Below are 19,310 nucleotides of genomic sequence, written 5' to 3'. Positions count from 1 at the left end.
GCCCGCAAACGGAAGGCAGCTGGGTGACGAGTACCGAAGTGACCACCGAAACCGAAGGCTCGGGACCCAGCGGCTACGCGGCGGCCCGGCTGCGCCTCCTCCAGCAGGAGGCGCGGTCCGGGCCGCCGCGCCGTGCGGCCCTCGCCCGCCTCACCGACGACTGGCTCACCGGCCTGTTCACCGCCGCCGCTCCACGCGCCGGGGTGCGCGGCGCGGCCCTCGTCGCCGTCGGCGGCTACGGCCGCGGCGAGCTCTCCCCGCGCAGCGACCTCGACCTGCTCCTCCTGCACGACGGCAGCGCCGACGCGGCGGCCCTCGCCGCCCTCGCCGACTCCATCTGGTACCCGGTCTGGGACCTGGGCCTGGCCCTCGACCACTCGGTGCGCACCCCCGGCGAGGCCAGGAGGACCGCGGGCGAGGACCTCAAGGTCCAGCTCGGCCTGCTGGACGCCCGCCCCGTCGCCGGCGACCTCGGCCTCGTCGCCTCCCTGCGCACCGCGATCCTCGCCGACTGGCGCAACCAGGCCCCCAAACGCCTCCCCGCCCTCCACGAGCTCTGCCAGGAGCGCGCCGAGCGGACGGGCGAGCTCCAGTTCCTCCTGGAACCCGACCTCAAGGAGGCCCGCGGCGGCCTCCGCGACGCCACCGCCCTGCGCGCCGTCGCCGCCTCCTGGGTCGCCGACGCCCCCCGCGAAGGCCTCACCGAGGCCCGCCGCACCCTCCTGGACGCCCGCGACGCCCTCCACCTCACCACCGGGCGCGCCACCGACCGCCTCGCCCTCCAGGAACAGGACCAGGTCGCCCAGGCCCTCGGCCTCCTCGACGCCGACACCCTGCTCCGCAAGGTCTACGAGGCCGCCCGCACCGTCTCGTACGCCACCGACGTCACCTGGCGCGAGGTCAACCGGGTGCTGCGCGCCCGCTCCGCCCGCCCGAAGCTCCGCGCCCTGCTCAGCGGCGGGCTCGGCTCCAGGGCCGCCCCCGAGCGCACCCCGCTCGCCGACGGTGTGGTGGACGCGGACGGCGAAGTGGTCCTCGCCCGCACCGCCCGCCCCGAACGCGACCCGGTCCTGACCCTGCGCGCCGCCGCTGCCGCCGCCGAGGCCGGACTCCCGCTCTCCCGCCACCTCGTCCGCCACCTGGCGGCCACCGCCCAGCCGCTGCCGGTGCCCTGGCCCCCCGAGGCCCGCGAGGAACTCGTCACCCTGCTCGGCGCGGGAGAGGCCACCGTCGGCGTCTGGGAGGCGCTCGAAGCGGAGGGGATCGTCACCCGGCTGCTGCCCGACTGGGAACGCGTCCACTGCCGCCCCCAGCGCAACGCCGTCCACACCTGGACCGTCGACCGGCACCTCGTGGAGACCGCCGTCCGCGCCGCCTCCCTCACCCGCCGCGTCCACCGCCCCGACCTCCTCCTGGTCGCGGCCCTCCTGCACGACATCGGCAAGGGCTGGCCCGGCGACCACTCCGTGGCCGGCGAGGTCATCGCCCGGGACATGGCCACCCGGATCGGCTTCGACAAGCACGACGTGGGCGTCATCGCCACCCTCGTACGCCACCATCTGCTGCTCGTCGAGACCGCCACCCGACGCGACCTCGACGACCCCGCCACCGTGCGGTCGGTGGCCGCCGCCGTCTCCAGCGCCTCCACCCTGGAACTGCTGCACGCCCTCACCGAGGCCGACGCGCTGGCCACCGGCCCCGCCGCCTGGAGCTCCTGGCGCGCCTCCCTCGTGACCGACCTCGTCCGACGCGTCGCCGCCGTCCTCGCCGGTCAGGCCCCCGAGGAGCCCGAGGAGGCCGTGCCCAGCGCCGAGCACGAACGCCTCGCCATCGAGGCCCTGCGTACCGGCGAACCCGTCCTCGCCCTGCACACCCGGCCCGAGGAACCCGCCGGGGACGGCGAAGTGGAACCCGTAGGCGTCGAACTCCTCATCGCCCTGCCCGACCGCCCCGGCGTCCTGCCCGCCGCCGCCGGAGTCCTCGCCCTGCACCGCCTCACCGTGCGCGCCGCCGAGCTGCGCGCGGTGGAGCTGCCCAACGAGCTGGGGGAGCGGGCGGACCTGCTGCTGCTCAGCTGGCGGGTCGCCGCCGAGTACGGCTCCCTCCCGCAGGTCGCCCGCCTCCGCGCCGACCTCGTACGCGCCCTCGACGGCTCCCTGGACATCCGGGCCCGCCTCGCCGAGCGCGAAGCCGCCTACCCGCGTCGGCGCGGTGTGAAGGCTCCGCCGCCCCGGGTGACCGTGGCCGCCGCCGGCTCCCGCCGCGCCACCGTCATCGAGGTCCGCGCCCAGGACGCCCCGGGCCTGTTGCACCGGATCGGCCGGGCCCTGGAACAGAGCGCGGTACGGGTGCGCAGCGCCCACGTCTCCACCCTCGGCGCCAACGCCGTGGACGCCTTCTACGTCACCGGGACCGACGGCGAACCGCTGTCCCCGGACCGGGCCGACGAGATCGCCCGGGAGGTCGAGAAGGCGCTGGGCTGACCGTGTACGACCGGCCCTCGTCCGGCAGGTTCCGGGCGCGGGCTTGGCGTTCCCCGGGGGACGGATACCCTGGAGGGCGACCGACCTGCCCCGCCCCCGACCCTGAGGACCGACGAGCGCCGTGTTCGATACTCTCTCCGACCGCCTTAGCGCGACTTTCAAGAACCTCAGGGGCAAGGGCCGCTTGTCCGAGGCGGACATCGACGCCACGGCACGCGAGATCCGTATCGCCCTGCTGGAAGCCGATGTCGCCCTGCCCGTGGTCCGGGCCTTCATCGCCAATGTGAAGGAGCGGGCGCGCGGCGTCGAGGTCTCCCAGGCGCTGAACCCCGCCCAGCAGGTCGTCAAGATCGTCAACGAGGAGCTCGTCTCCATCCTCGGCGGCGAGACCCGACGACTGCGGTTCGCCAAGACCGCGCCCACCGTGATCATGCTCGCCGGCCTCCAGGGCGCCGGTAAGACGACACTGGCCGGAAAGCTCGGCCTCTGGCTCAAGAGCCAGGGCCACTCCCCGCTGCTCGTCGCCTGCGACCTCCAGCGCCCCAACGCCGTCAACCAGCTCAGCGTCGTCGCCGAGCGCGCCGGCGTCGCGGTGTACGCCCCCGAGCCGGGCAACGGCGTCGGCGACCCGGTCCAGGTCGCCAAGGACTCCATCGAGTTCGCCAAGGCCAAGGTCCACGACATCGTCATCGTCGACACCGCAGGACGCCTCGGCATCGACCAGGAGCTGATGCGGCAGGCCGCGGACATCCGCGACGCCGTCAGCCCCGACGAGATCCTCTTCGTCGTCGACGCGATGATCGGCCAGGACGCGGTCAACACCGCCGAGGCCTTCCGCGACGGCGTCGGCTTCGACGGCGTGGTGCTCTCCAAGCTCGACGGCGACGCCCGCGGCGGCGCGGCCCTGTCGATCGCCCACGTCACGGGCAAGCAGGTCATGTTCGCGTCGAACGGCGAGAAGCTGGAGGACTTCGACGCGTTCCACCCGGACCGGATGGCCTCCCGCATCCTCGACATGGGTGACCTGCTCACCCTGATCGAGCAGGCGGAGAAGACGTTCAGCCAGGAAGAGGCCGCCAAAATGGCCTCGAAGCTCCAGTCGAGCAAGGGTGGCAAGGACTTCACCCTCGACGACTTCCTGGCCCAGATGGAGCAGGTCCGCAAGATGGGCTCCATCTCCAAGCTGCTCGGGATGCTGCCCGGCATGGGGCAGATCAAGGACCAGATCAACAACATCGACGAGCGCGACATCGACCGCACCGCCGCGATCATCAAGTCGATGACCCCCAAGGAGCGCGCCGAGCCGACGCTTATCAACGGCTCGCGCCGCGCCCGTATCGCCAAGGGTTCGGGCGTCGAGGTCTCGGCGGTCAAGAGCCTGGTGGAGCGCTTCTTCGAGGCCCGCAAGATGATGTCGAAGATGGCCCAGGGCGGCGGCATGCCCGGGATGCCGGGCATGCCCGGCATGGGCGGCGGCCCCGGCCGTCAGAAGAAGCAGGTCAAGCAGGCCAAGGGCAAGCGCAAGAGCGGCAACCCCATGAAGCGCAAGGCCGAGGAGGCCGCCGCCGCCGAACGCCGCGAGCAGGCGGCCCAGGGCGGCGCGTTCGGTCTGCCCGCCCAGGAGGACAAGAACTTCGAGCTGCCGGACGAGTTCAAGAAGTTCATGTAACGCGAGCCGAGCACACGCGTAAGGGGCGCCCTTTCTCAAGGGCGCCCCTTACGCGTGTCGTGCTCCCCGTTGGCTCAGGTCACGCAGACCAGATAGCGGAAGACGTTCGGCATCCACACCGTGCCGTCCTGCCGCCGGTGCGGATGCAGGGCCTCCGCGACCTCCTTCTCCACCTGGGAGCGGTCCGTGGCCCGTACGGCGGCGTCGAAGAGCCCGGTGGACAGCAGGCCGCGCACCGCGCTGTTCACGTCCGCGTAGCCGAACGGGCAGGACACCCGCCCCGAACCGTCCGGCTTCAGCCCGGCCCGCGCCGCCACGTCCTCCAGATCGTCCCGGAGCGTGGGCCGCCACCTGTCCGGGTCGGTACGCGGCGGACGCGCCGACTCCGCGAGCCGCGCGGCCACCCGCAGCACGGCGGCCGTCGCGCAGCGCTCCGGCGGCCCCCATCCGGTCAGCACCACCGAGGCGCCCCTGACCGCCAGCGGCACGGCCGACCGCAGCGCCGGGACCAGCCCCTCGGAGTCCCCGGCCGCACAGCCGATCGGCTCGAAGACCGTGATCAGGTTGTACGGGGCGCCGTCCGCGCCGGCGGGCGCGGGCCGCCCGTCCTCCAGCAGTCGGGCCCGACGGCGGGCCGGATGCGGGGAGTGCGCGGGCGCGTCGTCCCAGTCGGCGTCGGGCAGCAGCCGCGCCCGGGCCAGCGCCAGGCGCTCCCGGTCGGAGTCCACACCCGTGACATGCGCCCCCCGGGCCGCCGCGACGAGCATCGCGAGGCCCGAGCCGCAACCGAGGGACAGCATCCGGGTGGCGGCCCCGACTTCCATCCGGTTGTACACCGCCTCGTACAGCGGCGCGAGCATGCGTTCCTGGATCTCGGCCCAGTCGCGTGCGCGGGTACCGGCGTCCGCCGGTGCGGAGGCATCCGCGGCCGGCTGGTTCCGGACGAGCGTTGGTGTCATGGAAAGTGCCCCAATCCGCCAAGAGGTCGGTCGTGCCCGAGTGGACGTCCCCCGTGTGCGTGTGTTCCGCACCCCCGTAGCCAGAGAACTGCGCATCCGCCGTTCCGTCCAGGGGTTGTGGAGCAGTGCTTGCGTGCCCCGTCCGTGCGCCCCTTCCCACGTCTGCTCTCCGTCCAGTCTTACCCGACACCCCGCGCCGGGCACGTCGAGAGGAGGGGCGGGTAGTCTCTCCGGCGGATTCGTCAGGAGCGCGGGCCGCCCGCGCACCTCACATCCGCAGCTCCGGGCGTACCGCACGCTGTGCACCACCTTGGTGTGAGCTGTGCGTCTTCTCCGCAGTTCTGCGCACCCGCCCTCGTCCGGACGCATCAAGGGCAACTGACTGGTACGTGCAAATTATTTGGGATGCCCCGGAATAGGAACACCGGGGCCCTCGGGCTCGTTGTCACGACGTGAGCACGACACCACCTGTACTTGCCGCAGAGCTGGCACAGGCGTGGGCCGACATTCAGCGGTACCACCCCGAGCTGCCCGATCTTGCCGCGCCCGAGTCCCTGATCGGAGAGTCCTCGTCCGCCTGTGGCGCCGAGCTCTCCTTCGAGCGACTGCTCCATGAGGCAGTCCACGGCATCGCCGCCGCGAGAGGAGTCCGAGACACCTCCCGCGCCGGCCGCTACCACAACCGACGCTTCCTCGCGATCGCCGAGGAGCTGGGCCTCGATCATGCCGAGGAACCCCACCCCAGCAGCGGATTCTCGCTGGTCACACTGGTTCCGGAAGCCAAGCGCCGGTACCGTCCGACCACCGAACGGCTGCAGCGCGCCCTCAAAGCGCACACCGTCGCCACCGCCGCCGACACCAAGCGCTCCTTCCGCGGACCTGCCGCCCGGCACGGTTCCTCCGGAGGCGGTGTGCGGGTCAAGGCCGTCTGCGACTGCGGACGCAACGTCCGCGTCGTCCCGTCGGTCCTGGCACAGGCGCCGATCGTCTGCGGCGGCTGCGGCAAGCCGTTCCGGATTCCGGAAGCGGCGGTCGCGGTGGGGTGAGCCGATGTGGTGTGGCACAATGGCTAGCTGTACTCGACAGTCGCACAGGACCCCTCTCTCCTCCGGCTGACGCGTCCATCGGGCACTCCGAGTACCGCAACCCCACGTGGCATCTAGTTGTGCCCAACCACGTCATAGACCAGGAGACACCACTTCCGTGGCAGTCAAGATCAAGCTGAAGCGTCTGGGCAAGATCCGTTCGCCTCACTACCGCATCGTCGTCGCCGACTCCCGTACCCGCCGTGATGGCCGGGCCATCGAGGAGATCGGCCTGTACCACCCGGTGCAGAACCCCTCGCGCATCGAGGTCAACGCAGAGCGCGCGCAGTACTGGCTGTCCGTCGGCGCCCAGCCGACCGAGCCGGTCCTCGCGATCCTGAAGCTCACCGGTGACTGGCAGGCCCACAAGGGCCTCCCGGCCCCCGCGCCGCTGCTGCAGCCGGAGCCCAAGGCTGACAAGCGCGCGCTGTTCGAGGCGCTGTCCTCGGACGGCGACGAGGCCAAGGGTGAGGCCATCACCCCCAAGGCCAAGAAGTCCGACAAGAAGGCGGACGAGGCGGCTGAGGCCCCCGCGTCCACCGAGTCGACCGAGGCCTGAGCATGCTCGAGGAGGCTCTCGAGCACCTCGTGAAGGGCATCGTCGACAACCCCGACGACGTACAGGTTGCCGAGCGCACCCTGCGTCGCGGGCGCGTGCTGGAGGTCCGGGTCCACCCCGACGACCTCGGCAAGGTGATCGGCCGTAACGGCCGCACCGCTCGCGCTCTGCGCACGGTCGTGGGTGCCATCGGCGGCCGTGGGATCCGCGTCGACCTCGTCGATGTGGACCAGGTTCGCTGATAAGCGAGTTGAACACCGGCCAGGGCCGGGGAGGGCCTTCGGGCCGTCCCCGGCCTTTGTCGTCGGCCACCCGGACGTTTCCGACAGGTCGACGTCCCCACCCCACCAATCGGAGAACAGCGTGCAGTTGGTAGTCGCGCGGATCGGCCGCGCCCACGGCATCAAGGGCGAGGTCACCGTCGAGGTACGAACGGACGAGCCGGAGCTGCGGCTCGGCCCCGGCGCCGTCCTGGCCACCGAACCGGCGGCGACCGGTCCGCTGACGATCGAGACGGGCCGGGTCCACAGCGGCAGGCTCCTGCTGCGCTTCGAAGGGGTGCGCGACCGCACCGGCGCCGAGGCGCTGCGCAACACCCTGCTGATCGCCGAGGTGGACCCGGAGGAGCTCCCCGAGGACGAGGACGAGTTCTACGACCACCAGCTGATCGACCTCGACGTGGTGCTCGCCGACGGCACCGCGATCGGCCGGATCACCGAGGTCTCCCACCTGCCCTCGCAGGACCTGTTCATCGTGGAGCGCCCCGACGGCAGCGAGGTGATGATCCCCTTCGTGGAGGAGATCGTCACCGAGATCGACCTGGAGGAGCAGCGCGCGGTGATCACCCCGCCGCCCGGCCTCATCGACGAGAGCGAGGCCGTGGTCGCCTCCTCGCGCGATGAAGAGGAAGAGGCCGCCGGGGACGCGGACGAGGCGCCGAAGGGCGACGCCTGATGCGGCTCGACGTCGTCACGATCTTCCCGGAGTACCTGGAACCGCTGAACGTCTCCCTCGTCGGCAAGGCCCGCGCCCGCGGTGTGCTGGACGTCCACGTCCACGACCTGCGGGAGTGGACGTACGACCGGCACAACACGGTGGACGACACCCCCTACGGTGGCGGCCCCGGCATGGTCATGAAGACCGAGCCCTGGGGCGAGGCGCTCGACGAGGCCCTGGCCGACGGCTACGAGGCCGGGGCGCACTCCCCGGTGCTCGTCGTGCCCACGCCCAGCGGCCGGCCGTTCACCCAGGAACTGGCCGTCGAACTCTCCGCCGGGCCCTGGCTCGTCTTCACCCCGGCCCGGTACGAGGGCATCGACCGCCGGGTGATCGACGAGTACGCCACCCGGCTGCGGGTCGTCGAGGTCTCCATCGGGGACTATGTGCTGGCCGGCGGGGAAGCGGCCGTCCTGGTGATCACGGAGGCCGTGGCCCGGCTGCTGCCCGGTGTCCTCGGTAACGCCGAGTCCCACCGGGACGACTCCTTCGCACCCGGCGCGATGGCCAACCTCCTGGAGGGCCCCGTCTTCACCAAGCCGCCCGAGTGGCGCGGCCGCTCCATCCCGGACGTCCTGCTCAGCGGCCACCACGGCAGGATCGCCCGCTGGCGGCGGGACCAGGCCTTCGCCCGCACGGCACTCAACCGGCCCGACCTGATCGAGCGGTGCGAGGCGAGCGCCTTCGACAAGAAGGACCGCGAGATCCTCTCCATCCTCGGCTTCGCACCGGAGCCCGGCGGCCGATTTTGGCGCAGGCCCACCGCCGTGGAAGAATAGGCCGCTGCTGTACGTCCGGTGTGCGCCCCTGCCACAGGGGGAAAGACGCCCGCCCGACGCGATCAGCACTCCGAACTCTTCCACGACATTCCGTCGATGACCTGTGGCATCGGCGAAGAAAGCAGAAACCATGACTTCCCTGCTCGATGGCGTCAACGCCGCCACCCTCCGTTCGGACCTTCCGGCGTTCCGCCCCGGTGACACCGTCAACGTTCACGTGCGCGTGATCGAGGGCAACCGCTCCCGTATCCAGCAGTTCAAGGGCATCGTCATCCGCCGCCAGGGCTCGGGCGTCGGCGAGACCTTCACGGTCCGCAAGGTCTCCTTCAGCGTCGGCGTCGAGCGCACCTTCCCGGTGCACAGCCCGATCTTCGAGAAGATCGAGCTCGTCACCCGCGGTGACGTCCGTCGCGCCAAGCTGTACTTCCTCCGTGAGCTGCGCGGCAAGGCCGCGAAGATCAAGGAGAAGCGCGACCGCTGAGTCGCCGCCCGGTCGTCCCCCTGGGGGTGACCCGTCCACAGCAGGGCCGGATAAGCTTCGGCCGCGATGGACACCCAAGCACAGCATTCGGAGCGCGACCGCTCCTCGGAACCCGACGCGGGGTCCGGGGAGAGGTCGCGCTTTTCGCGTGTACGGGACCGTGTCGTCACCGTCCTGTCCTGGCGGCGGGTGCTCACCGGGGTGGTCCTGGCCGCTGTCCTCCTGCTGCTGTTCAGCTCCTACGTGGTCCAGCCGTTCCTGATCCCCAGCCGCTCGATGGAGCCCACGCTGAAGGTCGGTGACCGGGTTCTCGTCAACAAACTGGCCTACCGTTTCGGCGCCGAGCCCGAGCGCGGCGACGTGGTGGTCTTCGACGGCACCGGCTCGTTCGTCCGGGAGAACCTCGACGCGAACCCGCTGACCGGGCTGGCGCGCGGGGCGGCCTCCTCCCTGGGGCTCGCGGAGCCCGCCGACACCGACTTCGTGAAGCGCGTGGTGGGTGTGGGCGGCGACCGCGTCGTCTGCTGCGACGCGCGGGGAAGGCTCGCGGTCAACGACGTGACGGTGGACGAGCCGTACCTGTACCCGGGTGACACCGCCTCCCGGGTGCCCTTCGACATCGTGGTGCCCGCGGGCACCCTGTGGATGATGGGCGACCACCGCAGCCGCTCCAGCGACTCCCGGGACCATCTCGGATCGCCCGGGGGCGGGATGGTCCCCGTCGAGCGGGTGACCGGACGGGTGGACTGGCTGGGCTGGCCGCCCGCCCGGACGGGTTCGCCGGCGGGTACCGGCGCCTTCGACGGCGTACGGGCGCCCGGCGCGGCGCATGGGTAACCGCGGGCGTCCGCGCGGCGCACCCGATTCCGACGCGTCCCTGCCCACCGGGCCGCGCTCGCTGCCCACCCGGGCGGAACGCCGCCGGCTCGCCAAGAAGGTCCGGCGCAGGCGTCGTGGGTCCGCCGTGAGGGAGATACCGGTCCTCGTCGTCGTGGCGCTGCTGATCGCGCTCGTCCTGAAGACGTTCCTGGTGCAGGCGTTCGTCATCCCGTCCGGGTCGATGGAACAGACCATCCGGATCGGCGACCGGGTGCTCGTGGACAAGCTGACCCCGTGGTTCGGATCGAAGCCGCAGCGCGGCGACGTCGTGGTGTTCAAGGACCCCGGCGGATGGCTCCAGCAGGAGAGCCCCGAGGAGAAGAAGGACCCGCCGATCGGCGTCAAGCAGGTCACCGAGCTGCTGACCTTCATCGGGCTGCTGCCGTCCGACGACGAGCAGGACCTGATCAAGCGGGTCATCGCGGTCGGCGGCGACACCGTGAAGTGCTGCGGTGAGGACGGCCGGGTCACGGTCAACGGCGTACCGCTGGCCGAGACGTACCTCCACCCCGACGACCGGCCCTCCACCATCTCGTTCGAGGTGAAGGTTCCCGAGGGGCGGTTGTTCATGATGGGGGACCATCGGTCCGACTCCGCCGACTCTCGCTTCCACCTCGACGAACCGGACCGGGGCACGGTCTCCGAGAAGGAGGTGGTGGGGCGGGCCGTCGTGATCGCCTGGCCGTTCGGCCACTGGAGCACCCTGGAACAACGCGACGTCTTCGGGGCGGTCCCGGACGCGCGCGCATCAAAGGCGGCGGCTTCGGCCCCGTCGAATAGTCTGGCACCTCCGGATCCCTATGGAATGGTCCGGCTCCCGACCCCTGCGGAACTCCCGCTCGTTATGGGAGTGGTGAGCCTGCACCGGATCGGGCGCGGGCAGTGGCACGTATTGAGGAGTGGATGTGGGGGATTTGGCGGTCGGCGCACGATCCGGACACGACGAACCCGAGGACCGGCCGGAGCGCGACGAGTCTCCCGCGGGCGGGGCGGCGGCCCCGCCGGAGGGTGAGGGCGACACCCCGGGCGGCGACGGCGACGGCGGCAGGCCGGCCAGGAGACAACGTTCCTTCTGGCTGGAGCTGCCGCTGCTGGTCGGTATCGCGCTCGTTCTGGCGCTGCTGATCAAGACGTTCCTGGTCCAGGCGTTCTCGATCCCCTCGGATTCCATGCAGAACACTCTGCAACGCGGTGACCGGGTGCTGGTCGACAAACTGACCCCGTGGTTCGGCTCTGAGCCGGAGCGCGGCGAGGTCGTGGTCTTCCACGACCCGGGCGGCTGGCTGGAGGACACCGTGACTCCGGAGCCCAACGCGGTGCAGAAGTTCCTGAGCTTCATCGGTCTGATGCCCTCCTCCGAGGAGAAGGACCTGATCAAGCGGGTCATCGCGGTCGGCGGCGACACCGTGGAGTGCAAGGAGAACGGCCCGGTCACGGTCAACGGGAAGAGCCTGGACGAGAAGTCGTTCATCTTCCCCGGGAACACCCCGTGCAACGACAAGCCCTTCGGCCCGATCGAGGTGCCGGACGGCCGGATCTTCGTCATGGGCGACCACCGGCAGAACTCCCTGGACTCGCGCTACCACCAGGAGCTCCCGGGACAGGGCACGGTCTCCACGGACGAGGTCGTCGGCCGTGCCGTCGTCGTCGCCTGGCCGCTGGGCCGCTGGTCCACCCTCCCGGTCCCGGACACCTTCGACCAGCCCGGTCTGAACGCGGCCGCCGCGATGGCGCCGGCGGCACTGGGCGTAGCCGGAGCGGTGCCCCTCGTACTGTGGCGCCGCCGGAGGCTGACCGCCGGGCGTACCGCCGGGCGTACCGCCGGGTAGGGTGCCGACTCGGATCAGCGATTGTCGATCTCCGACGGGGGAGCGCTGGGATGAGCGGTACAGGACGCAAGGAAGACGGCCGCGGCCGGCTCGGCGCCATGGTGTCGGGCTTGGCCGTGGCCGTCGGCTGTGTGCTCTTCCTCGGCGGTTTCGTCTGGGCGGCGGTGGTCTACCAGCCCTACACGGTCCCGACCGACTCGATGGCCCCCACGGTGCAGCCCGGCGACCGGGTGCTGGCCGAGCGGATAGACGGCGCCGATGTCCGGCGCGGTGACGTGGTGGTCTTCACCGACCAGCTCTGGGGCGCCACACCGATGGTGAAGCGCGTCGTCGGGGTCGGCGGCGACAAGGTGGCCTGCTGCGACCGGGAGGGACGGCTCACCGTCAACGGAACACCCGTCGACGAGCCCTACCTCGACCGGGGACCGGCCGCACCGGGCACGAAGGCGCCGGCCTCGCCCCAGGACTTCTCCGCCACCGTGCCCGACGGCCGGATATTCCTGCTCGGCGACGAACGGACCGCCTCCCTGGACTCCCGGGTCCACCTCCAGGACGCCGACGAGGGCTCCGTGCCGCTGAGCGCCGTGCAGGCCCGGGTGGACGCGGTGGCCTGGCCGATGGACGGCATGATCGACCGGCCCTCCTCGTTCGCCGCGCTGCCCGGCGGGGTGTCCGCCGCCGGGCCGCTGCCGTTCCAGCTCGGCGCGATCCTGGTGGGCGTCGCACTGATCCTCGGCGGCGCGGTGTACGGGCCCGTGGCGGCGCGGCTCGCCCGCCAAAGGACGCCCGCCGGAGGGGGCCGGTGATCTCCGGGGCCCGCAGGGTCGCCCGGGTGGTCCTCCTGGACCCCGACGACCGCGTCCTGCTACTGCACGGCCATGAGCCGGACGACCCGGCCGACACCTGGTGGTTCACCCCGGGCGGCGGCCTGGAGGGCGACGAGACCCGGGAGCAGGCGGCCCGCCGCGAGCTCGCCGAGGAGACCGGGATCACCGACATCGAGCTCGGCCCGCTGCTGTGGACCCGGATCTGCTCCTTCCCGTTCGACGGGCGGCGCTGGAACCAGGACGAGTGGTACTACCTGGCCCGTACGACGCGGACCGCGACGGCCCCGCAGGGCCTCACCGACCTGGAACTGCGCAGCGTCGCCGGTCTGAGGTGGTGGACTTCCGCCGAACTGCTCGCGACGCGTGAGACGGTGTACCCGACCAGACTCGCCGAGCTGCTCCGCACGCTTCTCGACGAGGGTCCCCCGTGCGATCCGCTGGTTCTGGCCCCCGAAATCGTCTAATCGTCCAGGGGCGCCGGAGGCTGACGCACAATGGGGGCACGCACGGCTGAAGGGGAAACATGCCATGAGCGCCGAGGACCTCGAGAAGTACGAGACCGAGATGGAGCTGAAGCTCTACCGGGAGTACCGCGATGTCGTCGGTCTGTTCAAATATGTGATCGAGACCGAACGGCGCTTCTACCTCACCAACGACTACGAGATGCAGGTGCACTCCGTCCAGGGTGAGGTCTTCTTCGAGGTGTCCATGGCGGACGCCTGGGTCTGGGACATGTACCGGCCCGCGAGGTTCGTCAAGCAGGTCCGCGTGCTGACCTTCAAGGACGTCAACATCGAAGAGCTCAACAAGAGCGATCTGGAACTTCCGGGAGGCTGACCCGCGCCGCCCGGTGCCGGGCCCCGATACGCGCGTCGCAGGAACGACCCGGTCACCCGTGTGGGTGGCCGGGTTTTCCACATCCGCGGAGTTGTCCACCAAGATCCACATCTTGGTGCGGGCCGGGGCACAGTCGGTGCCGGAGGTGGTGCCGATATGAACGCACGGGGGGCACTCGGGCGGTACGGCGAGGACCTGGCGGCGCGGCTGCTGGCCGAAGCCGGAATGGCGGTGGTCGAGCGCAACTGGCGCTGTCGCGCCGGAGAGATCGACATCGTGGCCAGGGACGGCGACGCCCTGGTCTTCTGCGAGGTGAAGACGCGCAGGTCGCCGGGGTTCGAGCACCCCATGGCGGCGGTCGGCCCGGTCAAGGCGGACCGGCTGCGACGGCTTGCCGAGATCTGGCTCGACCGGCACGGCGGGCCACCGCCCGGCGGGGTCCGCATCGACCTGATCGGGGTGATCGTGCCCCGGCGCGGAGCCCCGGTCACGGAGCACGCCCGGGGGCTGTCCTGATGGGCTTCGCGCGAGCGTGTTCCGTGGCGCTGGTCGGCGTCGAGGGCGTGGTGGTGGAGGTCCAGGCCGATCTGGAGCCGGGCGTGGCGGCCTTCACCCTGGTCGGACTGCCGGACAAGAGCCTGATCGAGAGCAGGGACCGGGTGCGGGCCGCCGTGGTCAACTCCGGTGGCGAGTGGCCGCAGAAGAAGCTCACGGTCGGCCTCTCCCCGGCCTCCGTGCCGAAGAGCGGTTCGGGGTTCGACCTCGCTGTGGCGTGTGCGGTCCTCGGCGCGGCGGAGCGGATCGACCCGGCCGCGATCGCCGACGTGGTGATGATCGGCGAGCTGGGCCTGGACGGCCGGGTGCGTCCGGTACGGGGCGTGCTGCCCGCGGTCCTGGCGGCGGCCGAAGCGGGGTACGAACAGGTTGTCGTCCCCGAACAGACGGCCGGGGAGGCGGCCCTGGTGCCGGGGGTGTCGGTCCTCGGCGTCCGGAGCCTGCGCCAGCTCGTCGCCGTCCTGTGCGACGAACCGGTGCCCGAAGAACCGGTCGAGGACCGGGGGCGCCCCGACGCCATGCTGGCCGGGCTGATGATCCCCGGCACGGGCCTCGGTACGGGGCTCGCCCCGGCCGCCGGGCGGGGCGACGGGCCCCGGCCGGACCTGGCGGACGTCGCCGGGCAGCCGCGCCCGCGCCAGGCCCTGGAGGTGGCCGCTGCCGGGGGACACCATCTGCTGTTCTCGGGCCCGCCGGGCGCCGGCAAGACCATGCTGGCCGAGCGGCTGTCGTCGATCCTGCCGCCGTTGACCCGGCAGGAATCCCTCGAAGTGACGGCGGTCCACTCCGTGGCGGGCATCCTTCCCCCGGGTGAACCGCTCGTCGCCCGGGCGCCCTACTGCGCCCCGCACCACTCGGCGACCATGCAGTCCCTGGTCGGCGGTGGCAACGGGATTCCGAGGCCCGGGGCGGTGTCCCTCGCCCACCGCGGGGTGCTCTTCCTGGACGAGGCCCCCGAGTTCTCGGGCAAGGCCCTCGACGCGTTGCGGCAGCCGCTGGAGTCGGGCCATGTGGTGGTCGCGCGGGCAGCCGGGGTGGTGCGGCTGCCGGCCCGCTTCCTGATGGTGCTGGCCGCCAATCCGTGCCCCTGCGGTCGGCACACCCTCACCGGGGCGGGCTGCGAGTGCCCGCCCTCGGTCGTCCGCCGCTATCAGGCGCGCCTGTCCGGGCCTCTCATCGACCGGGTGGACCTGCGGGTCGAGGTGCAGCCGGTCGACCGCGCCGACCTCCTGGGGCAGGGCGGCCGCGGCGAGTCGACGGCGGCCGTCGCCGCACGGGTGCGGGAGGCCAGGGCGCGGGCGGCCGAACGGCTGGCCGGCACCCCGTGGACCACGAACAGCGAGGTGCCGGGCCACGAACTGCGGACCCGGCTGCTCGTGGCCCCGGGAGCGTTGGCGGCCGCGGAGCGGGACCTGGAGCGCGGCACCCTCACGGCCCGGGGGCTGGACCGGGTGCTGAGGGTGGCGTGGACCGTGGCGGACCTACGGGGCGCCGAGCGCCCGGACGCCTCCGACGTGGCGGTCGCCCTGGAGCTGCGGACGGGTATCCAGCGCGGGGTTCCGATGGGGACGGGGCAGCGGTGACCGGGCTGACGGGGGAGCGGCGGCAGGGAGAAGGCCGCGTCCCCGACCACGACGAAGGCCGGGCCCGCGATCTCGGCCACGGCGACGACCGGGACCGCGACTTCGGCCAGGAGGAGGGCCGGGATCCGAGCCGGGACGGGGAGTCGGAGCGGTTGGCCAGGGCCGCGCTGACCCGGGTGCTGGAGCCGGGGGACGAGCGCGCGGGGCGCTGGCTCCGGCGGACCGGCGCCGTCGAGCTGATGCGGAGGCTCACCGTCGAGGACGGCTCCGCCGAGAAGCTGCCCGGGATGACCGCCGTACGGCTCGGGGGCTACCGGCTGCGTGCCGCCGCCGTGGAGCCGGGGCGGGACCTGGCCGCGGTCGCCGAGGTGGGCGGGCGCTTCGTCTGCCCGGGGGACCGGGAGTGGCCGAGCCAGCTGGACGACCTGGGCGACGCGCGGCCGGTCGGGCTCTGGGTGCGGGGGCGGCCCGATCTGCGGCTGTGGTCCCTGCGCTCGGTCGCGGTGGTCGGCGCGAGGGCCTGCACACCGTACGGGGCGCACATGGCGGCGGCCCTCGGCTCCGGGCTCGCCGAGCGGGGCTGGGTGGTGGTGTCGGGCGCGGCGTTCGGGGTGGACGGGGCCGCCCACCGCGGCGCGTTGGCGGCGGGCGGAGCGACGACGGCGGTGCTGGCCTGCGGTGTCGACGTCCCCTACCCGCGCGGGCACGCCGAGTTGCTGGGGCGGCTGGCGCAACAAGGGCTCATCGTCGCCGAGTTGCCCCCGACCTCCCACCCCACCCGCAGCCGATTCATCCTGCGCAACCGCGTCATCGCCGCCCTGACCAGGGGGACGGTCGTGGTCGAGGCCGAATACCGCAGCGGTTCGCTGGTCACCGCCCGCCAGGCGCAACGGCTCGGCCGCTTCGCCATGGGAGTGCCCGGCCCCGCCACCAGCGGCCTGTCGGCAGGGGTCCACGAGCTGTTGCGCGGTGAGGGCGTGCTCGTCACCGACGCGGACGAAGTCGTCGAGCTGGTCGGGGACATCGGTGACCTCCCGCCGGTCCGCCGCGGCCCGGTGCTGCCCCGGGACCACCTGGACGCGGTCGCCGCGCGGGTCCTCGACGCGCTTCCTTACCACGGTGTCGCCCACCCCCGTGACCTCGCCCGCACCGCGGGGACGTCCGCCGATGAAACGCTCGGTCGACTGTACGAACTGCACTCACTGGGGTTCGTCGAACGGGAGGGCGACAGCTGGCGGTTGACGCATTCGTCGGCACGCGACGACGACGCGCGGCGAGGCGGTACTTGACCTGGAGCATTCGGGTGAAAAGGTAAGGCCGATGACCTCGCACGATCGATCGGTGACCTGTTCAGGGCCCGCGCCCGCGGCGGCGGCCCCGGCTCCCGGCGGGCGCGGACGGCGTGAACGGCGGCACGCGATCAGGCGGCAGGGATCTCCCGTCCTGCGCGGACTGCGACGTCGTAGTCACGCTACGCTCACAAGGATTCCGCCCCAGACACAAGTCCCCCAGCACTTCACGGCAGAACGGCTCAAGGCACCACATGCCCCAGCACACCTCCGGGTCTGACCGCGCGGCAGTACCACCGGTTGCGCGTGGCACTGTGCGCCCCCCCGCCCCCTCCTCTCTCGACGAGTTGTGGCGTTCCTACAAGACCACGGGCGACGAGCGGCTGCGGGAGCAGCTGATCCTGCACTACTCGCCGCTCGTGAAGTACGTAGCGGGCCGGGTGAGCGTGGGGCTGCCGTCCAACGTCGAGCAGGCCGACTTCGTCTCCTCCGGCGTCTTCGGACTGATCGACGCCATCGAGAAGTTCGACATCGAACGGGCCATCAAGTTCGAGACGTACGCGATCACCAGGATCCGCGGTGCGATGATCGACGAACTCCGGGCCCTGGACTGGATCCCGCGATCCGTCCGGCAGAAGGCGCGGAACGTGGAGCGCGCGTACGCCACGCTGGAGGCGCAGTTCCGGCGTACGCCGTCGGAGGCCGAGGTCGCCTCGGAGATGGGCATCGCGCTGGAGGAATTGCACGCGGTTTTCAGCCAGTTGTCGCTGGCGAATGTGGTCGCTCTGGAGGAGTTGCTGCACGTCGGCGGCGAGGGCGGCGACCGGCTGAGCCTGATGGACACCCTGGAGGACACCGCCGCCGACAATCCGGTGGAGGTCGCCGAGGACCGCGAGCTGAGAAGACTGCTCGCGCGGGCCATCAACACCCTGCCCGATCGCGAGAAGACCGTTGTGACCCTCTACTACTACGAGGGGCTCACCCTCGCGGAGATCGGCAACGTCCTCGGGGTGACCGAGAGCCGGGTCAGTCAGATCCACACCAAGTCCGTGCTCCAACTCCGGGCGAAGCTGGCCGACGCGGGCCGCTGACGCTCCCCTTCCCGGCACTCCCGGCCATCCGATCGGCGGCCGTGCCCTTCCCCCGCACGTCTGCCGCCGTAGAGTGGAGGCGTGCCCAGGATTCGAGCGGCCTCCGTGGCCGAGCACCGGACCATGCAGCGCGGCGCCCTCCTGGACGCCGCGCGCTCCCTGCTGTCCGAGGGCGGTACGGAGGCGCTGACCTTCCCGGCGCTCGCCGAGCGCACGGGCCTTGCCCGGTCCTCCGTGTACGAGTACTTCCGCTCCCGTGCCGCCGTCGTCGAGGAGCTGTGCGCCGTCGACTTCCCGGTCTGGGCGGCCGAGGTCGAGAACGCCATGCAGGGCGCCGAGACGCCCGAGGCGAAGATCGAGGCGTATGTGCGCCGCCAGCTCGACCTCGTCGGGGACCGCCGCCACCGCGCGGTCGTCGCGATCTCCGCGAGCGAGCTGGACGCGGGCGCCCGGGAGAAGATCCGCGCCGCGCACGGCGGGCTGATCGCCATGATCGTCGAAGCGCTCGGCGACCTCGGCCACACACAGCCCAGGCTGGCCGCCATGCTCATGCAGGGTTCGGTCGACGCCGCCGTGCGCCGCATCGAACTCGGCGTCGCCGAGGAGCCGGGCGTCATCGCGGACACCGTCGTCGCGATGGTCCTGCGCGGTGTGAGCGGCTGACCCGGACGGCGCCCGGCTCCGGCACCCCGAACACCGGCAGCAGCCGCGAGGGGCCTCTCCGCAGCAGTGAGGGCGGCAGCAGCGAGAGCGGATCCAGATAGGCGTCCCCGCGTCGCAGCCCCCAGTGCAGACAACCCTCCGCGCAGTGGAACGGCCCCTCCTCCAGCACCCCGACCGGCTGCCCGGCCCGGGTGCTCGCGCCCTCCTCGACCAGCGCCCGCACCGGTTCGTACGTGGTGCGCAGCGGCGGTGAACCGCTGTCGGCCACCTCGACGGCGACCACCCCGCGCCCCGCCACCCGCCCCGCGAACGACACCCGGCCGCCGGCGGCCGCCAGCACCCGGGCGCCCGGTCCCGCCTCGAGGTCCACGCCGCGATGTCCGGGTCCGTACGGACCGGCGGGCGGCTCCCATCCCCGTAGCACCGCGGGCCTCCCCGCCAGCGGCCAAATCCGGGCACCGCTGCCCGCACCACCCCCCGTATCGCCGCCGTCCGTGCTGACGTCCGTGCTGACGTCCGTGCCGGCGGCCGCGCCCGGCGAGGACGTCAGAGGCGAGGACGTCAGAGCAGCGGCGGGCACAGCCGGCCCGCCCGGGGTCGAGGGTGCGACCGGGAGCAGCACGTACAGCAGGAGGACCAGGAGCAGCGGGATCGGGGTGCGGCGGGCGGGGGAGCGGCGTCGGCCGGGCTGATGGCGCATGTCGCCACGATGGCCCGGAGGCCGGGATTCCGGGGATCACGGACCG

Annotated in this window: 21 protein-coding genes; 19 read left to right on the top strand and 2 right to left on the bottom strand. The window is 72.2% G+C overall.

Annotated elements, in window-relative coordinates; translation table 11 throughout:
- Positions 1-23: 23 nt before the first annotated feature.
- Positions 24-2,483 carry a [protein-PII] uridylyltransferase gene (locus tag ACIRJT_RS28230; protein ID WP_403914351.1) on the top strand — a complete coding sequence of 820 codons (2,460 nt, stop codon included), beginning with the start codon at positions 24-26 and terminating at the stop codon, positions 2,481-2,483.
- A 121-nt stretch (positions 2,484-2,604) separates the two neighbouring features.
- Complete coding sequence (ffh, locus tag ACIRJT_RS28225) at positions 2,605-4,152, top strand: signal recognition particle protein (RefSeq protein ID WP_361870918.1); 1,548 nt, start codon at positions 2,605-2,607, stop codon at positions 4,150-4,152.
- A gap of 74 nt (positions 4,153-4,226) precedes the next feature.
- Here the strand turns inward: ffh and ACIRJT_RS28220 are convergent, their stop codons facing one another.
- Positions 4,227-5,111 (bottom strand): methyltransferase domain-containing protein, encoded by an 885-nt coding sequence (locus ACIRJT_RS28220; RefSeq protein ID WP_403914347.1) that lies wholly within the window; start codon positions 5,109-5,111, stop codon positions 4,227-4,229.
- A gap of 452 nt (positions 5,112-5,563) precedes the next feature.
- On the opposite strand from ACIRJT_RS28220, the gene ACIRJT_RS28215 reads away from it, so the two are divergent.
- From ACIRJT_RS28215 to ACIRJT_RS28135, 17 genes are all read left to right on the top strand, one after another.
- Positions 5,564-6,157: a hypothetical protein gene (locus ACIRJT_RS28215; protein ID WP_398063140.1), complete on the top strand. Its 594-nt coding sequence runs from the start codon at positions 5,564-5,566 to the stop codon at positions 6,155-6,157.
- A gap of 157 nt (positions 6,158-6,314) precedes the next feature.
- Entirely contained in the window at positions 6,315-6,755 is a 441-nt protein-coding gene (gene rpsP, locus ACIRJT_RS28210; protein ID WP_215108526.1) for a 30S ribosomal protein S16, read from the top strand.
- A gap of 2 nt (positions 6,756-6,757) precedes the next feature.
- Positions 6,758-6,997: an RNA-binding protein gene (locus ACIRJT_RS28205; RefSeq protein ID WP_003965959.1), complete on the top strand. Its 240-nt coding sequence runs from the start codon at positions 6,758-6,760 to the stop codon at positions 6,995-6,997.
- Positions 6,998-7,118: 121 nt separating this feature from the next.
- The gene (gene rimM / locus ACIRJT_RS28200) at positions 7,119-7,709 is read left to right on the top strand and encodes a ribosome maturation factor RimM (protein WP_215108524.1); all 591 of its coding nucleotides are present in this window, start codon (positions 7,119-7,121) and stop codon (positions 7,707-7,709) included.
- Positions 7,709-8,530, top strand: a complete 822-nt coding sequence (gene trmD / locus ACIRJT_RS28195; RefSeq protein ID WP_403914344.1) for a tRNA (guanosine(37)-N1)-methyltransferase TrmD — start codon at positions 7,709-7,711, stop codon at positions 8,528-8,530. The genes rimM and trmD overlap by 1 nt, the downstream gene beginning before the upstream one ends.
- 130 nt (positions 8,531-8,660) lie before the next feature.
- On the top strand, positions 8,661-9,011 hold the full coding sequence (gene rplS, locus ACIRJT_RS28190) for a 50S ribosomal protein L19 (protein WP_073739547.1): 351 nt from the start codon (positions 8,661-8,663) through the stop codon (positions 9,009-9,011).
- 66 nt (positions 9,012-9,077) lie between these two features.
- The gene (gene lepB, locus ACIRJT_RS28185; protein WP_403914341.1) at positions 9,078-9,848 is read left to right on the top strand and encodes a signal peptidase I; all 771 of its coding nucleotides are present in this window, start codon (positions 9,078-9,080) and stop codon (positions 9,846-9,848) included.
- Complete coding sequence (lepB, locus tag ACIRJT_RS28180; RefSeq protein WP_403914339.1) at positions 9,841-10,902, top strand: signal peptidase I; 1,062 nt, start codon at positions 9,841-9,843, stop codon at positions 10,900-10,902. Before lepB (ACIRJT_RS28185) ends, lepB (ACIRJT_RS28180) begins: the two co-directional genes overlap by 8 nt.
- Positions 10,805-11,719 carry a signal peptidase I gene (gene lepB / locus ACIRJT_RS28175; protein ID WP_403914495.1) on the top strand — a complete coding sequence of 305 codons (915 nt, stop codon included), beginning with the start codon at positions 10,805-10,807 and terminating at the stop codon, positions 11,717-11,719. Before lepB (ACIRJT_RS28180) ends, lepB (ACIRJT_RS28175) begins: the two co-directional genes overlap by 98 nt.
- A gap of 50 nt (positions 11,720-11,769) precedes the next feature.
- Positions 11,770-12,525 (top strand): signal peptidase I, encoded by a 756-nt coding sequence (gene lepB, locus ACIRJT_RS28170; RefSeq protein WP_403914336.1) that lies wholly within the window; start codon positions 11,770-11,772, stop codon positions 12,523-12,525.
- Entirely contained in the window at positions 12,522-13,010 is a 489-nt protein-coding gene (locus ACIRJT_RS28165; RefSeq protein ID WP_403914333.1) for an NUDIX hydrolase, read from the top strand. The genes lepB (ACIRJT_RS28170) and ACIRJT_RS28165 overlap by 4 nt, the downstream gene beginning before the upstream one ends.
- Before the next feature lie 64 nt (positions 13,011-13,074).
- On the top strand, positions 13,075-13,383 hold the full coding sequence (locus ACIRJT_RS28160; RefSeq protein WP_003965949.1) for a DUF2469 domain-containing protein: 309 nt from the start codon (positions 13,075-13,077) through the stop codon (positions 13,381-13,383).
- A 156-nt stretch (positions 13,384-13,539) separates the two neighbouring features.
- Positions 13,540-13,899, top strand: a complete 360-nt coding sequence (locus ACIRJT_RS28155; RefSeq protein ID WP_403914330.1) for a YraN family protein — start codon at positions 13,540-13,542, stop codon at positions 13,897-13,899.
- Positions 13,899-15,521, top strand: a complete 1,623-nt coding sequence (locus tag ACIRJT_RS28150) for a YifB family Mg chelatase-like AAA ATPase (protein WP_403914327.1) — start codon at positions 13,899-13,901, stop codon at positions 15,519-15,521. The genes ACIRJT_RS28155 and ACIRJT_RS28150 overlap by 1 nt, the downstream gene beginning before the upstream one ends.
- 176 nt (positions 15,522-15,697) lie before the next feature.
- Entirely contained in the window at positions 15,698-16,810 is a 1,113-nt protein-coding gene (gene dprA / locus ACIRJT_RS28145; RefSeq protein WP_403914493.1) for a DNA-processing protein DprA, read from the top strand.
- A gap of 254 nt (positions 16,811-17,064) precedes the next feature.
- Entirely contained in the window at positions 17,065-17,901 is an 837-nt protein-coding gene (gene whiG, locus ACIRJT_RS28140) for an RNA polymerase sigma factor WhiG (protein WP_003965944.1), read from the top strand.
- A gap of 105 nt (positions 17,902-18,006) precedes the next feature.
- Entirely contained in the window at positions 18,007-18,564 is a 558-nt protein-coding gene (locus ACIRJT_RS28135) for a TetR/AcrR family transcriptional regulator (protein ID WP_018960723.1), read from the top strand.
- On the opposite strand, the gene ACIRJT_RS28130 is transcribed toward ACIRJT_RS28135, so the two are convergent.
- Positions 18,515-19,264, bottom strand: a complete 750-nt coding sequence (locus ACIRJT_RS28130; RefSeq protein WP_403914324.1) for a peptidoglycan DD-metalloendopeptidase family protein — start codon at positions 19,262-19,264, stop codon at positions 18,515-18,517. The genes ACIRJT_RS28135 and ACIRJT_RS28130 overlap by 50 nt on opposite strands.
- Positions 19,265-19,310: the final 46 nt, after the last annotated feature.

Source organism: Streptomyces sp. NPDC102283 (genome assembly GCF_044766265.1).
Taxonomy (GTDB): domain Bacteria; phylum Actinomycetota; class Actinomycetes; order Streptomycetales; family Streptomycetaceae; genus Streptomyces.
The sequence above is the reverse complement of the archived record's forward strand: the minus strand, read 5'-3'. Positions and strand labels throughout refer to the sequence as shown.

What these genes read in the sequence shown, in the direction of transcription:
- ACIRJT_RS28160 (WP_003965949.1), top strand. Translation starts at nt 13,075, where the DNA reads ATGAGCGCCGAGGACCTCGAGAAGTACGAGACCGAGATGGAGCTGAAG.
- ACIRJT_RS28150 (WP_403914327.1), top strand. Translation starts at nt 13,899, where the DNA reads ATGGGCTTCGCGCGAGCGTGTTCCGTGGCGCTGGTCGGCGTCGAGGGC.
- whiG (WP_003965944.1), top strand. Translation starts at nt 17,065, where the DNA reads ATGCCCCAGCACACCTCCGGGTCTGACCGCGCGGCAGTACCACCGGTT.
- trmD (WP_403914344.1), top strand. Translation starts at nt 7,709, where the DNA reads ATGCGGCTCGACGTCGTCACGATCTTCCCGGAGTACCTGGAACCGCTG.
- rplS (WP_073739547.1), top strand. Translation starts at nt 8,661, where the DNA reads ATGACTTCCCTGCTCGATGGCGTCAACGCCGCCACCCTCCGTTCGGAC.
- lepB (WP_403914336.1), top strand. Translation starts at nt 11,770, where the DNA reads ATGAGCGGTACAGGACGCAAGGAAGACGGCCGCGGCCGGCTCGGCGCC.
- ACIRJT_RS28130 (WP_403914324.1), bottom strand. Translation starts at nt 19,264, where the DNA reads ATGCGCCATCAGCCCGGCCGACGCCGCTCCCCCGCCCGCCGCACCCCG.
- ACIRJT_RS28155 (WP_403914330.1), top strand. Translation starts at nt 13,540, where the DNA reads ATGAACGCACGGGGGGCACTCGGGCGGTACGGCGAGGACCTGGCGGCG.
- ACIRJT_RS28220 (WP_403914347.1), bottom strand. Translation starts at nt 5,111, where the DNA reads ATGACACCAACGCTCGTCCGGAACCAGCCGGCCGCGGATGCCTCCGCA.
- lepB (WP_403914341.1), top strand. Translation starts at nt 9,078, where the DNA reads ATGGACACCCAAGCACAGCATTCGGAGCGCGACCGCTCCTCGGAACCC.
- ACIRJT_RS28205 (WP_003965959.1), top strand. Translation starts at nt 6,758, where the DNA reads ATGCTCGAGGAGGCTCTCGAGCACCTCGTGAAGGGCATCGTCGACAAC.
- lepB (WP_403914339.1), top strand. Translation starts at nt 9,841, where the DNA reads ATGGGTAACCGCGGGCGTCCGCGCGGCGCACCCGATTCCGACGCGTCC.